Genomic DNA, 12843 nt, shown 5'->3' on the forward strand with positions numbered 1-12843 from the left:
GGATGGACGACGGAGGACGCCGGGGTGTTCCCGGAGCGGGATCAGCCGGTGCCGTCGAGCCGGGAGGAGAGCGCGGAGGCCAGCTTCGACGCCCGCGGGGAAGGGCGGGCGCCGGCGGCGACGAGCACGTCGCCCACGGCGGCCAGGATCGGCTCGGAGCCGTCGACGAGCTCGACCTCCAGCTCGCGCCAGCTGCGCACCTCGGGGACGTCGCCGGGAGCGGTCGCGGCCACCGTCGCGGTCACCGTGTCGTCGGCGAGCTCGGCCAGCACCCGGCCGGCCGCGTCCCGCAGCGCGGTGACCACCCGCCGGGTGCGCATCGTCACCACCGGCCCGGGCACCTCCCCGGCCAGGAGCCCGGCGACCACCTCCAGGAGCTCGGCCGGTGCCACGTCGGTGCCGTGCGCCAGCGGCGCGTGCAGCTCCCGGCGGGCCCCGTCCGCCGGGAGCTTGAGGTGCCAGCCCTCGTCCGGCCCCCCGGTGCGGCGGCGGAGGGTGACCCGGGCGCGCACGAGCCGGAGGTCCGGGGTGTCGTGGTAGACCGCCGCCAGCTGGTGGACCACCGGGGCGTCCACGACCGCGACGCCGGGGACCGCGTCCAGGGACGGCGGCACGAACGCCTCGTCCACGTCGAACTTCCGCTCGATCTCGAGCTGCTCGGCGACCACGGCCCGACCGTAGGGCACCGACCGGGGCGGCGGCCCACCGGCGCCCTGGCTAGCGTGACCGCCATGGCCCGGACCGATCCCGATCCCCGGTGGGCCGTCGCGGCCGCCACGCCGTGGGCGGTGTGGGCGGTGCTGCGCCGCGCCGGCGCCGAGCGGGGCTTCCCGCTGGTGCCCGCGCTGGCGTTCACCCCGTACGCCGCCGCCGCCGCCGTCGTCCCCCTGGTCGCGGCCGTGCGGGCCCGGTCACGGGCGGGCACCCTGCTCGCCGCGGCGGCGGGCGCCACGCTCGGCGCCGCCGTGCGCTCGCACCGGGGCAGGCCGCCCGCCGGCGACCCGCCGACGGGGCGACGGGTGCGCATCGCCACGGTGAGCCTGCGCCGGGGGCTGGTCCCCGCCGAGCCGGTCGTCGAGCTGGTCCGCCGGCACGGGGTCGACGTCCTGGCGGTGCAGGAGCTCACCCCGGAGGCCGAGGGGCGCTTGACCGCCGCCGGGCTGGCGGAGCTGCTGCCGCACGCCCACGTCATCCCCGCCCGGCCGGGCAGCGTCGCGGCGGCCTCCGGTGGCGTCTGGAGCCGGTTGCCGGTCGACGGCCGCGGAGCCGTGCCGGGCGGCTTCGAGCAGCCGACGGTCCGGCTGCCGATCGGCGCGGGGCCCGCGCTCGAGATCACCGCGGTGCACGCCGTGCCCCCGGCGACGTCACCGGCCGCCGTCCGCGCCTGGACCGCCGACCTCGCCGCCCTGCCGGCTCCCGATCCGGCGGTGCTGCGGGTGCTCGCCGGCGACTTCAACGCCACGCTCGACCACGCGGCGCTGCGCGCGGTCCTGCGGCTGGGGTACCTGGACGCCGCCCGCGCCGTCGGCGTGGGGCACACCTGGACCTGGCGGCCGCTGCGGGTCCCGGTCCCCCGGCTGGCCCTCGACCACGTGCTCGTCGATCCGCGACTCGCCGTCGCCGGCTGCGGCTTCGTCCCGGTGCGGGGCAGCGATCACCGGTCCGTGGTGGTCGACCTGGTGGTGCCGGGCGGCTGAGGCGCGGCAGCCGATGTTCACCGACCCCGCCCGGTGGGCAGCCTTGTACGGCGGGACGCGCGACCGGGCGCGCCGCATGGAGGGAGCCGACCCATGTTGAGCGAGCACCAGGTCGCGGAAGCGATCGGCAGCACCGCCTACGGCGACGGTGGCGACAAACTGGGCACCGTCGAACACTTCTTCGTCGACGACCGGACCGGTGAGCCGACCTGGGTGGCGGTGACCACCGGCCTGTTCGGCACCCGGCACTCGATCGTGCCCGCCCGCGAGGCCTCCTGGGAGGACGGCCGACTGCGGCTGCCGGTCACCGCGGAGGCGGTGACGAGCGCCCCGGCCGTCGGCGGGAACCACCTCGACCCGGGCGAGGAGGCCGAGCTGCGGCGCCACTACGGCATCGACGAGGCGCGGGGCGCGGGAACCGGCGGTGGGCGCCACCGGGAACCCGACGACGCCGCGACCCCGACCGACGGCGCCATGACGCGGAGCGAGGAACGGCTGCGGGTCGACACCGAGCGGGTCGCCGACCGGCGGGTCCGCCTGGTCAAGTACGTCGTCACCGAGGAGGTGCAGGTGACGGTGCCCATCCGGCGCGAGGAGATCCGCCTGGAGGAGATCCCGCTGGACGGCACCGCGGCGGCCGGGGACGCCGCCCACTCCGGTGAGTCGCTGGTGCCCGAGGACACCGCCGCGACGGGCCTGCCGGACGAGATCGTGCTGCACGCCGAGCGTCCTGTGTTCGGTGTCGAGGTGGTGCCCGTGGAGCGGGTGCGGCTGCGCACGGAGGTGGTGGAGGGCCGGGAGACGGTCACCGAGCAGGTGCTGCGCGAGCAGATCACCGTCGACCAGGACGGCACGCCCCGGAGCTGACGGCCGCCGGCCTCTCAGCCGCGCCGGTCGGGGAGGAACCGCAGCCGGTCGCGGGTGGCAGCCACCTCGGCGGCGTCGACGTCGGCGAGCACGAGGGTCTCGGTCCCGGCGGCGGTGGCCAGCAGCTCGCCCATGGGGTTCACGATCCGGCTGTCGCCCGTGTGCTCGGTGCCGTCCCCGGCGGTGCCCACCCGGTTGCACCCCACGACGTAGGCCTGGTTCTCGATCGCCCGGGCCTGCAGCAGCGTCTGCCAGTGCAGGCGCCGGGCGGCCGGCCAGTTGGCCACCACCACGTAGAGGTCGGTCTCCAGGGCGGCGCGCCAGAAGACGTCGGCGAAGCGCAGGTCGTAGCAGATGAACGGGGTGATCCTGAGCCCCCCGATGGTCACCGTGAGTGGCCCGTCGCCGGCGCGGAACCGCTCGTGCTCGCCGCCGTGGCTGAACGGGTGCAGCTTGCGGTAGCGGTGCGTCCCGCCGTCCGGCCCGGCCAGGACGAAGGAGTTGTAGGGCAGCTGCTCCCCCGGCGCGATCTCCGGGCAGCTGCCGCCCACCCACACGCCCTGCTCGGCGGCCTGCGCGGCGAGGAACGCCGCCGACGGCCCGTCCTCGGGCTCCCCGATGCCCGGCGTCATCGAGAACCCGGTGGAGAAGGTCTCGGTGAGCAGCACCAGCTCGGCGCCGGCGGCGGCCGCCCGGGCCACCTGCGGGGCGAGCCGGGCGAAGTTCGCCTCCCGGTCCTCCCAGACGATGTCGTGCTGCACCGCTGCGACCCTCATGCCAGCCTCCTCAACCGCTCGACCGCCTCGCCGAGCACGTCATCCCTCTTGCAGAACGCGAACCGCACCAGGTGCCGCCCGAGGGCGGCGTGCTCGGGCGTGTAGAAGACCACGGTCGGGACGGCGACCACGCCCGCCCGCTCCGGCAGCGCCCGGCAGAAGGCGAGCCCGTCGCCGTCGGGCTGCACCCCGCGGACGTCGACGGTGGCGAAGTAGGTCGCCTGCGGGCTGATCACCGGCAGCCCGGCCTCGCGCAGCCCCGCCACCAGGACGTCGCGGCGGTACTGCAGGTCGCGGGCAATACCGGTGAAGTACGCCTCCGGCAGCCGCAGCCCCGCGGCGACCGCGGGCTGGAACGGCCCGCCGTTGACGTAGGTGAGGAACTGCTTGGCGGTGCGGACGGCGGCCACCAGCGGAGCCGGGCCGCAGACCCAGCCGACCTTCCAGCCGGTCACGTTGAACGTCTTGCCGCCGCTGGAGACGACGAGCGTCCGCTCGCGCATGCCGGGCAGCGTGGCGAGGGAGACGTGCTCCGCGCCGTCGAACACCAGGTGCTCGTAGACCTCGTCGGTGACGACCGTGAGGTCGTGCGTGGTGGCGAGCTCGGCCAGCACGGCCAGCTCGTCGCGGGTGAGCACCGTGCCGGTCGGGTTGTGCGGGGAGTTGACCAGCAGCAGCCGGGTGCGCGGCGTGATCGCGGCGCGCAGCTCCGCCTCGTCGAACACCCAGGGGCCCGAGCCGTCCGCGGGCGCGTGCAGCGGGACGGGGCGCACCACGCCGCCGGCCATGGCGACCGAGGCGCTGTAGCTGTCGTAGATGGGCTCGAAGAGGACCACCTCGTCGCCGGGCTCCAGCAGGGCGAGGATCGCCGCCGCCAGCGCCTCGGTCGCGCCGGCGGTGACCAGCACCTCGGTGTCGGGATCGTAGGTGCCACCCGAGAACCGCTGCCGGTGCTCGGCGACGGCGGAGCGCAGCTCGGGGATGCCCGGGCCGGGCGGGTACTGGTCGGCGCCGGTGCCGATGGCGGCGCGGGCGGCGTCGAGCACCTCTGCCGGGCCGGGGTAGTCGGGAAAGCCCTGACCCAGGTTGATCGACCCGGTGGCGACGGCGAGCGCGCTCATCTCGGCGAAGATCGTCGTCCCGAAACCGCGCAGCCGGGACGCCAGCGGTGCGGTCATGCGGCTCCTTTCCCGGGTCGGTTCCACGCGGCCCCCTGCAGGGTCCCGCGGCGAGCCTGCGAGTCGCGGGGGGCAGGGGGTCCTTCTTCAGGCGATGCGGACGTCCTCGTGGCCCTCGATCGCCACCACGTCGCCGGAGCGGAGCTGCCGGCCGCGCCGGTCCTCCGGCTCACCGTTCACCGTCACCGCGCCGGAGAGCAGCACGTCCTTGACCTGGGCGCCGGTGGGGACGGCGTCGACCAGCTTGAGCAGCTGGCCGAGCCGGATGCTGTCCTCGTCGGGACGCAGATCGACGGTGCGCACGGTCGTCAGTCTGCCGTCCGGCGCAGCTCGTCGCCGACCCGGACCTGCCCGGGTGCGAGGACGGCGGCCCGCACGGCGAGCAGCCCCTCCCGCTCGCGGTGCACCGTCTTGAGCACCGAGGTGTCGCGCGGGATGCCGCCGGGCTGCGGGCGGGTGGTCATCACGCACCGCGGGATGCCGGTGCCGAACCGCAGCCGCGCGCTGCCCAGGTCCGCCTCCGTGCCGCGCAGCGCGTCCTCGCCGGCGCCGTCCAGCACGACGTTGGCCCGGAAGCGGCGGCGGTCCCAGGTGCCCAGCGTGCCGGTGGAGACCAGGGAGAGCCGGATGCGAGGGCTGTCGTGGAACGGGCCGGGGGCGCCCTCCCACTGCCGCCACTCGTTCGGATCGGGCTCGTCGTCGCCCACGGCCGACTCGTAGGTGGGGACGGTGTCGTCGTCCCCGGCCGCCCGCAGCTCCACCCGGCGGCCGAGCCAGTCGGAGAGCACGGCCTCGTCGGCGGTGACCGTTCCGTCGGGGAGCACCACCTGGACCCCGCCGTCCGGGCGCACGCGGGCCGCGCCGAACAGCAGCTCGGGGACCCGGCGGGCGGTGAGGCCGAAGCCGGTGTCGCGGTCGAACAGCGCCCACCGCCGGTCGCCGCTGATGCCGAGCGGGCCGAGCTCCGCCTCGGCCAGCCGCTCGCCCTGCAGCGACTTCACCGGGTAGCGCCAGAGCTCCGCGACGCGCATCTCAGCCCGCCGGCGTCCAGGCGAGGGACCAGGTGCCGGCCCACTCCGCGCCCGGCTCGAGCACGTGCAGGTCGACGTCGTCGGCGAGCGCGTTGGGCGGGCAGGTCATCGGCTCGACGGCGAGGCTGCGCCGCCACTGGCCCTCGGGCAGGGTGTCGCCGCTGTAGACCTGCAGCCACGGCCAGGCGGCGTCGGCCGAGAGCAGCAGCTCCCCCGCGGCGCCGCGCAGCCGCACGCGCCACCACCCCTGGTCGTCCCGGTCGAGGTCGGTGAGCGGGACGTCGAGCGCCCGGTCGCCGATCCGGCCGACGGCGCCGTCGAACGGCCGCCGCTCCCCCGTCGGCAGGCCGCCGTCCAGCGCCAGCTCGGTGCGGGCCGGGAGCTCCACCTCCGCGTCGCCGATGCCGCCGTCCTGGGTGGCCCCGACGGAGAGGTAGGGGTGGAAACCGGCGCCGAACGGCGCCGGCCGGTCGCCGGTGTTGCGGACGCGGAGCGTGCAGGTGAGCCGGTCGGCGTCGAGCGTGTGGTCCACCGCGACGGCGAGGCGGAACGGATAGCCGGGGTGCGGCTCCACCGTCGTCCCGACCGTGACGGACCGGTCCGCCTCCGCCAGCACCGTCCACGGCTGCCAGGCGACCAGGCCGTGGATGGCGTGCGGCTCGTCGGGCGAACGGACGTCGAGCTGGAGCTCCTCGCCGCGCCAGCTCCACCGGCCGTGCCGCAGCCGGTTCGGCCAGGGTGCGAGGGTCGCGCCGCGCCAGCCGGGCAGCACCTGCCCGGCCGGGTAGCCGTCGAGGACCTCCCAATCCCCGACCGCGAGCCGGCGAAGGGTCCCGCCGCGGAGGTCCAGGGCGAGGCGGGCGTCGCCGGCGGTGAGCTCCACCTCGGTGCGGTCGCTGGTGGGCCAGGTGTCGGGCATGCGCTCAGCTCACCACATCGCCGCCCCGCTGCCCCCGCGAGATCTGCACACTCGCCCCCATCGGGCCGTCGACGGGGGCCGGTGTGCAGATCTCGTGGGCTCAGGGGTGGTAGGTCACCTGCTCGGCGAACTGCAGGACCTGCTCCTGGGTGAACGCGTCGGGCACCTGGAGGGTGAAGGTCGTCCCGTCCTCGAACTGCGCCTGCAGGAACCAGCCCCGGTCCCTGGGCCCGTTGTCGACCCGGACCAGAGCTGCCGGCCGGCCCTGCACCACCACCTCCAGCTGCGGCCCCACCGGACCCATGAGGTTCGCGCGCACCTCGGCGAGCGGCGACACGTCCTCCGGCAGCGGCACGTGCACCGTGATCGTCTGCTGCTCGTAGGCGTCGTTCACCAGGGTGAGGACCCGCCCCATCTTGTAGAACTGCACCGACCAGCCCAGCGGTGCGAGCTCGGCGGCGAGCGTGGCCCGCTGCGGCCGATCGACCAGCGACTCGGCGACCGCGACCAGGTCGGCGGTCGCGCTGTACCGGCCCTCACCGGTCATCGTCACCCACTGGTCGTCCCTGCGTTCCCAGAGGAGCTCGGCGAAGCGCTCGCGCCCACAGACCGTCAGGCCGTCGTCGCAGTACACGTCCCGGGTCCCGTGGACCAGGTCGGCGGACACACCGTCGACGCTGATTTGCGAGCGCTCCGTGACGTCGACGTGCTCGAAGGAGTCCTCCCACCCGTCGGGCTCGTCCCCGTGCACCCCCACGGTGAACCGGTCGGCCCCGTCCGCGGAGTCGTACTCGGCGAAGCCGGCGGACTCCCCGTCCCCGGTGAAGCCGGGCCGCATCCCCACGGGCTCGGGCTCCAGCGACAGCGGGAAGGTCGGCATCCGGAAGTCCACCAGGGTCACGCTCTCTGCCGGGGTCCCCGGCCCGTCGGGCGCGGCGATGACGACGGCGGCGACCCAGGCCGCCGCCACCGTGACGGCGGCCAGCCCGATGCGCAGGGTGGCCTTACGGCTCGGCCGGCGCGCCCGTCGGGGGGCCGGCCCCTCGATCTCGGCGAGCAGCGCGGCGCGGGCGGCCGAGCGGGCGGCGGGGGAGAGCGGCGGCGCCGCGGGGCCCGCCTCGCGCAGGAGCGTCACGTCGTTCATCGGTCCTCCTCCTCGGAGGTCGGGTCGAGCGGGAGGACGCCGCCGAGCGCGGCGCGGGTCTGGCGGCGAGCGCGGTGCAGCCGGGACCGCACCGTGCCGACGGGGACGTCGAGGACGGCGGCGATCTCCTCGTAGCCGAGCTGGCCCCAGGCGAGCAGCAGCAGGGCGTCGCGGTCGCGCGGCTTCAGGCCGGCGAGCGCCGCGGCGAGCGGGCCGCGCAGCGCCTCGGCGTCGAGCCGGCCGGCGGCGTCCCCTGGGTCGTCGCCGGGCCGCTCGGGCTCGGCGGCCGCGCGGGCCAGCGCCTTGTAGCGGCGCTGCTCGGTGCGCACGTGCCCGTGGACGACGTTCGTCGCGATGCCCAGCAGCCACGGCCGGACCTCGACGTGGTCGGCCCGGTAGGCCGCCCGGCGCCGGAAGGCGATGAGGAACGTCTCGCTGAGCAGGTCATCGGCCAGCTCCCCCACCCGGCGGCCCAGGTAGCGGTGCACCGTGGCAGCGTGCCGGTCGAACAGCGGGGCGAACTCCGCCGGGTCGTCGACCGACCGGGCGATCAGCTCCGCGTCGCTGGGGAGCGAGTCGGGCAGGGCGCGCAGCCGCGGGGGTTCGGCGGGTGGACCGGCGGACCGGTGCAGCGCCGTCGGGGTCACGGCCGGTGGTGATCCGGCCGCGATCGGTGAAGTGGTCACATCCCTTGATGTCCGGAGCGGCGGATCCGGTTCACGGCTTCCTCCCGGGAGACCGCGGTCGCCTCCCCGCCGCCGGGAACGCCGGCGATCCCGCGGGAACGTCGCCGACGCTCAGCCCTGGCAGTTCTCGTCGCCATAGGCGCTGACGGTGTCCGCCGCGGCGAGGAACTCCGTCAGCTCCTCCTCGCCCAGCTGCCCCTCCGCGACCGCGCTGTCCAGGTCGCCAGCGGCAGGGAAGTTCTCGGCCATGTACCGGGCGGCCTCCTGCACCTCGTCCACCTCGTCGGGAACGCTGTCGGCCAGGTCCTCGAGCACCTCCCGGGCCTCCTCCCCGTCCTCCGGCTCGATCTCGGCGGTCGCCAGGTACTGGTCGCAGAAGTCCTCGACGCTGGAGCCACCGCAGGCGGTGAGGCCGAGCGGAGCGGTCGCCACGGCGGCGAGCAGGACGAGCTCCCGGATGCGCATGGCTCCACCCTCACACAGCGCGGCCGCGAGGAAGGGGACCGGCCGGTATCCGAACGGCCTCAGGTCGCGTCGAGCTCCTTCGCGAAGAACAGCGAGTCCACCGCGTCCGGGTCGCCCACGTAGTCCCCGAACGCGCCGATCGGCCGGTACCCGGCGCCCGAGTAGAGGCCGATCGCCTCCGGCTGTAGTGGGCCGGTCTCCAGCCGCAGGCTGGTCCACCCCCGGGCGCGTGCGGCGTCCTCCAGCCCGGCGAGCACCGCCTTCGACACCCCGCGGCCCCGTGCCGCCGGCACCACGTACATGCGCTTCACCTCGGCCACGCCGTCGCCGAGCGCCCGGAGCGCCCCGCAACCCAGCGGCGTCGCGTCGTCGTCGCGGGCGAGCAGCACCACGGCGACGTCGGCCGCGGAGGGGTGGGTGCCCGGCTCCTCCTTGCCGCCGTAGCGGGCGCGGACCTCCGTCTGCTGGTCGGTGGTCAGCCGTCGCACGTCGGCGTCGTCCCACGCCGCTTCCTCCACCCGCACGGCGGAGATCATCACAAGGTGATGCCGTGCAGCAGCAGGGCGGCCAGCTCCCGGTAGGCCGTCGCGTCGTCCAGGCCGGTCGCGCGCCCGGTGTCGCCGCGGCCGATGCGCAGCATCAGCGTGGTCACCGTGTCGGCAACCAGCGCCGGGTGCACCTCGCGGAACCGGCCCTGGGCGACGCCCTCGGCGATCAGCTCGCGCACCCGCCCGGCCGCCAGGGCGGTGTTGCGCTCGTAGATCTCCCGCCCCGGGGGAAAGGCGTCCAGGTCCCGGTGGAAGGCCGGCCCCGCGGGGGCGAGGGCGGCGGCGACCGCGGTCAGGTAGGCGGTCACCCGCCGGGCGGGGTCGGCCTCGGTGACGGTGCGCGCCTCGACCGCCGCCGTCGCCTTGCGGAAGAAGTGCCGGATCACCCGGAGCGCCAGCTGCTCCTTGCTCCCGGCCAGCGCGTAGAGCGTGCTCTTCGAGCAGCGCAGCCGGACGGCGAGGTCTTCGAGCGTGAACCCGGCGAAGCCCTCGGCGAGGAACACCTCCTCGAGCTGGTCGAGCAGCTCGGCCTGGCGACGGGTCAGCCGCCCCTCAGCGGTCTCCATGCCACCTCCTCCCGGCGGGCCAGCATGGACCTGGTCGCAGAACAGTACTGCGGTACGGTCAGCAGTACTGTTCCCCGACCTTCCGGAGGAGATCCGTGGCCGTCGAGCGCGAGCTGCCCACGCCCGAGGCCGAGGACCTGCTGGCCCTCACCCGGGAGATCGCCGACGCTGAGCTCGCGCCGAAGGCGGCGGCGTACGAGCGGGAGGAGCGCTTCCCCCGCGAGGTCTTCCGGCTGCTGGGTGACGCCGGCCTGATGGGCCTGCCGTTCCCCGAGGAGGTCGGGGGCGGCGGACAGCCCTACGCCGTCTACCTGCAGGTGCTCGAGGAGCTGGCGGCCCGCTGGGCGAGCGTCGCCCTCGGCATCAGCGTGCACACGCTCGCCTGCTCCCCCATCGCGAACTTCGGCACCGAGGCGCAGCGCCGGGACCTGCTGCCCGAGATGGTCGGCGGCGGGCTGCTGGGCGCCTACTCGCTGTCGGAGGCGCATGCCGGCTCCGACGTCGCCGCGATGCGCGCCACGGCCACCGCCACCGACGACGGCTGGGTCGCCCGCGGCGAGAAGGCGTGGGTCACCCACGGCGGGCACGCCGACTTCTACTCGACGTTCCTGCGCACGCCCGCGGACGGACCCCGGGGCGTCTCCTGCTTCCACCTGACGCCCGACCTGCCCGGGTTCAGCGCCGCGAAGCCCGAGGAGAAGATGGGCCTGACCGGCTCCACCACCGCGGCGATCCGCCTGGACGACGTGCCGATCCCCGCCGACCGGCTGGTCGGCGAGCCCGGGCGGGGCATGGCGATCGCCCTCGGGGCGCTGGACTCCGGGCGGCTGGGCATCAGCGCCGTCGCCGTGGGGCTGGCGCAGTCGGCCCTCGACGTCGCCGTCGCCTACGCGGTCGAGCGAGAGGCGTTCGGCCGCCCGATCGCCGAGCACCAGGGCGTGGCCTTCCTGCTGGCCGACATGGCGGCAGCCGTGGAGTCGGCCCGCGCCACCTACCTGGTCGCCGCCCGCCGCAAGGACGCCGGCAAGCCGTTCTCCCGGCAGGCCAGCATCGCCAAGCTGGTCGCCACCGACGCGGCGATGAAGGTGACCACCGACGCCGTCCAGGTGCTGGGCGGAGCCGGCTACACCCGTGACCACCCGGCCGAGCGGTACATGCGCGAGGCGAAGGTCATGCAGATCTTCGAGGGCACCAACCAGATCCAGCGCATGGTCATCGGCCGCCACCTCACCGCCCAGGCGGCCCCGCCGGCGGGCTGACCCGCGCCTCCACGCAGCTGACGGGTTCCACGTGGAACCGGTGACAGCTGTCAGTGGTCCACGCCCGCCCCGCCGGACCAGACTGGTGTCCCCGAGCGAGGAGAGCACCGTGCCCGAGCCCTACCTGCGCGCCGCCGACTCCGACCGCGCCGCCGTCGCCACCGCGCTCGGGCACGCCATGTCGGAGGGCCGGCTCACCGTCGCCGAGTACGACGAGCGCCTCGCCCGCGCCTACGCCGCCCGCACCTTCGGTGAGCTGGCCGAGCTCACCGCCGACCTGCCGGCCGCACCCGCCCGGCCCGCACCGGCGCCGGTTCCCGCGGGCACGAGCCCCTGCACGCCCGGCGCCACGCGCCACGGGTTCTCACACGGCCGGCAGGCCTGGGGATCGTGGTCGAGCACGGCGCTGCTCGTGCTGGCGATCTGGGCGGTGACCTCGATCGCCGCAGGCGAGTTCCTGTACTTCTGGCCGTTCTGGGTGATCGTCCCCTGGGGTGCCTTCCTGCTGATGGGCCACCTGGGGGAGCGGGGACGCCGCCGGCTCCCCGGCTGACGGGGGCTCGTCACACCCCGCGGTACAGCTCCGTGAAGGTCGTCCCGCCGTCGGTGGAGGCGAGGACCGCGCCCGGCACGGCGGACCCGGCCCGTTCCGGAGTTCGAGGGATCGGCGTTGCGCGACTGACCGACCGGCTGACCCGCGCCGGGGCTCAGGCCGACAACAGCGTGGTGAACGTGGCGCCGCCGTCGGTGGATTCCAGCAGGCCGTGGTCGGCCACGACGAGGACGCGCACGTCGCCGTCGACGGTGGTCGCGGCCACCGCTTCCGGCGTCGCGTCCAGATGCCCGCGGTGGGTCCAGCTGGCCGCGGCGTCGGTACTGGTCCACACCGCGCCGTCTGGTGTGATGCCGACCGCGGCCGTGCCGTCACCGAGCCAGGTGACCACCTGTAGCAGCGGAGCCCCGTCTACCGGCGCCCACGTCGCTCCGGCGTCGGTGGAGCGCAGCAGCCCGGCACCGGTGGTGGCCAGCACCTGGCCGTCGGGGGCGGCGGTGAGCGTGTGCGGCTCGGCCGGGATGGCCAGCTGCTCCCAGGTGGTGCCGTCGGTGGTGCGCAGCAGCGTTCCGTCGAAGCCCAGCGCACCGCCTCCGGGCAGGGCGGTGAGGGCGTGGAAGTCCGACTCGCCGGTGCGCGACAGCGGCGTCCAGGTCTCACCCCCGTCGGTGCTCTCGATGAGCCCGACCGGGTTGGGCAGGTCGGTGCGCAGCCCAGGGTGGCCCGAGGCCAGGTAGTGGTCGGGGCCGGCGACGGTGAACCCCATCAGGTCGATGACCGGGCCGACGGCTGCCGGCCGGCCGTCGTCACCGACGGTGACCAGCCCTTCGTGGGTGGCCAGCAGCAGTGCACCGTCGCCCGGGTCGACGGCGACGGCGTGCACGTGCGCGGCCGGCAGCGTGCCGGTGATGTCGCCGGGCGCGGGTGCGGCGGGTGTGCCGGTGGGGGCGCAGCCGGTGAGCAGGGTGAGCAGAGCGGCGCCGGCGAGGGCGGTACGGGCGGTGCGGCGCGTGGGCATGGTGGAACTCCATGGGTGGTGCAGAGGCGGATCGGGCGGGTGAGGTGGGGGGGGGGGGGGGGGGGGGGGGGGGGGGGGGGGGGGCCCCCGCGCCCCCCCCCGCCCCCCCCCCCCCCCCACACAATAAAAAAAATAA

The 12843-nt window shown here is 75.7% G+C and carries 16 protein-coding genes; 4 read left to right on the forward strand and 12 right to left on the reverse strand.

Annotated features, from left to right (window positions below; genetic code table 11):
* Window positions 1–41: 41 nt before the first annotated feature.
* The gene (locus tag ACI79K_RS19330; RefSeq protein WP_456589856.1) at window positions 42–668 is read right to left on the reverse strand and encodes a CYTH domain-containing protein; all 627 of its coding nucleotides are present in this window, start codon (window positions 666–668) and stop codon (window positions 42–44) included.
* A 63-nt stretch (window positions 669–731) separates the two neighbouring features.
* Between ACI79K_RS19330 and ACI79K_RS19335 the strand changes: the two genes are divergently transcribed.
* Window positions 732–1697, forward strand: a complete 966-nt coding sequence (locus tag ACI79K_RS19335) for an endonuclease/exonuclease/phosphatase family protein (RefSeq protein ID WP_456600526.1) — start codon at window positions 732–734, stop codon at window positions 1695–1697.
* Between the two features lie 93 nt (window positions 1698–1790).
* Complete coding sequence (locus tag ACI79K_RS19340) at window positions 1791–2564, forward strand: DUF2382 domain-containing protein (RefSeq protein ID WP_456600527.1); 774 nt, start codon at window positions 1791–1793, stop codon at window positions 2562–2564.
* A gap of 14 nt (window positions 2565–2578) precedes the next feature.
* Here ACI79K_RS19340 and ACI79K_RS19345 read toward each other — a convergent pair whose 3' ends face one another.
* From ACI79K_RS19345 to ACI79K_RS19390, 10 genes are all read right to left on the reverse strand, one after another.
* Complete coding sequence (locus ACI79K_RS19345; protein WP_456600528.1) at window positions 2579–3340, reverse strand: nitrilase-related carbon-nitrogen hydrolase; 762 nt, start codon at window positions 3338–3340, stop codon at window positions 2579–2581.
* The gene (locus ACI79K_RS19350; protein WP_456600529.1) at window positions 3337–4518 is read right to left on the reverse strand and encodes a pyridoxal phosphate-dependent aminotransferase; all 1182 of its coding nucleotides are present in this window, start codon (window positions 4516–4518) and stop codon (window positions 3337–3339) included. Before ACI79K_RS19350 ends, ACI79K_RS19345 begins: the two co-directional genes overlap by 4 nt.
* 87 nt (window positions 4519–4605) lie before the next feature.
* The gene (locus ACI79K_RS19355) at window positions 4606–4821 is read right to left on the reverse strand and encodes an RNA-binding S4 domain-containing protein (RefSeq protein WP_456589861.1); all 216 of its coding nucleotides are present in this window, start codon (window positions 4819–4821) and stop codon (window positions 4606–4608) included.
* 5 nt (window positions 4822–4826) lie between these two features.
* Complete coding sequence (locus ACI79K_RS19360) at window positions 4827–5549, reverse strand: MOSC domain-containing protein (RefSeq protein WP_456589862.1); 723 nt, start codon at window positions 5547–5549, stop codon at window positions 4827–4829.
* Between the two features lies 1 nt (window position 5550).
* A complete protein-coding gene (locus tag ACI79K_RS19365; protein WP_456600530.1) occupies window positions 5551–6468 on the reverse strand; it encodes an aldose 1-epimerase family protein in 918 nt (305 codons plus the stop codon).
* Between the two features lie 100 nt (window positions 6469–6568).
* A complete protein-coding gene (locus ACI79K_RS19370) occupies window positions 6569–7612 on the reverse strand; it encodes a hypothetical protein (RefSeq protein WP_456600531.1) in 1044 nt (347 codons plus the stop codon).
* A complete protein-coding gene (locus ACI79K_RS19375) occupies window positions 7609–8298 on the reverse strand; it encodes an RNA polymerase sigma factor (RefSeq protein ID WP_456600532.1) in 690 nt (229 codons plus the stop codon). The genes ACI79K_RS19370 and ACI79K_RS19375 overlap by 4 nt, the downstream gene beginning before the upstream one ends.
* A gap of 111 nt (window positions 8299–8409) precedes the next feature.
* Window positions 8410–8763 (reverse strand): hypothetical protein, encoded by a 354-nt coding sequence (locus ACI79K_RS19380; protein ID WP_456600533.1) that lies wholly within the window; start codon window positions 8761–8763, stop codon window positions 8410–8412.
* A 59-nt stretch (window positions 8764–8822) separates the two neighbouring features.
* Window positions 8823–9299, reverse strand: a complete 477-nt coding sequence (locus tag ACI79K_RS19385; RefSeq protein ID WP_456600534.1) for a GNAT family N-acetyltransferase — start codon at window positions 9297–9299, stop codon at window positions 8823–8825.
* On the reverse strand, window positions 9299–9877 hold the full coding sequence (locus ACI79K_RS19390; RefSeq protein WP_456600535.1) for a TetR/AcrR family transcriptional regulator: 579 nt from the start codon (window positions 9875–9877) through the stop codon (window positions 9299–9301). Before ACI79K_RS19390 ends, ACI79K_RS19385 begins: the two co-directional genes overlap by 1 nt.
* A gap of 95 nt (window positions 9878–9972) precedes the next feature.
* Between ACI79K_RS19390 and ACI79K_RS19395 the strand changes: the two genes are divergently transcribed.
* Together ACI79K_RS19395 and ACI79K_RS19400 are read left to right on the forward strand one after the other, a co-directional pair.
* Window positions 9973–11136 carry an acyl-CoA dehydrogenase family protein gene (locus tag ACI79K_RS19395; RefSeq protein ID WP_456600536.1) on the forward strand — a complete coding sequence of 388 codons (1164 nt, stop codon included), beginning with the start codon at window positions 9973–9975 and terminating at the stop codon, window positions 11134–11136.
* Window positions 11137–11245: 109 nt separating this feature from the next.
* Entirely contained in the window at window positions 11246–11689 is a 444-nt protein-coding gene (locus tag ACI79K_RS19400; protein ID WP_456589870.1) for a DUF1707 SHOCT-like domain-containing protein, read from the forward strand.
* A 154-nt stretch (window positions 11690–11843) separates the two neighbouring features.
* Here the strand turns inward: ACI79K_RS19400 and ACI79K_RS19405 are convergent, their stop codons facing one another.
* Window positions 11844–12707, reverse strand: coding sequence for a F510_1955 family glycosylhydrolase (locus tag ACI79K_RS19405; RefSeq protein WP_456600537.1), 864 nt, complete (start codon window positions 12705–12707; stop codon window positions 11844–11846).
* Window positions 12708–12843: the final 136 nt, after the last annotated feature.

Source organism: Blastococcus sp. SYSU DS0616 (assembly GCF_054051015.1).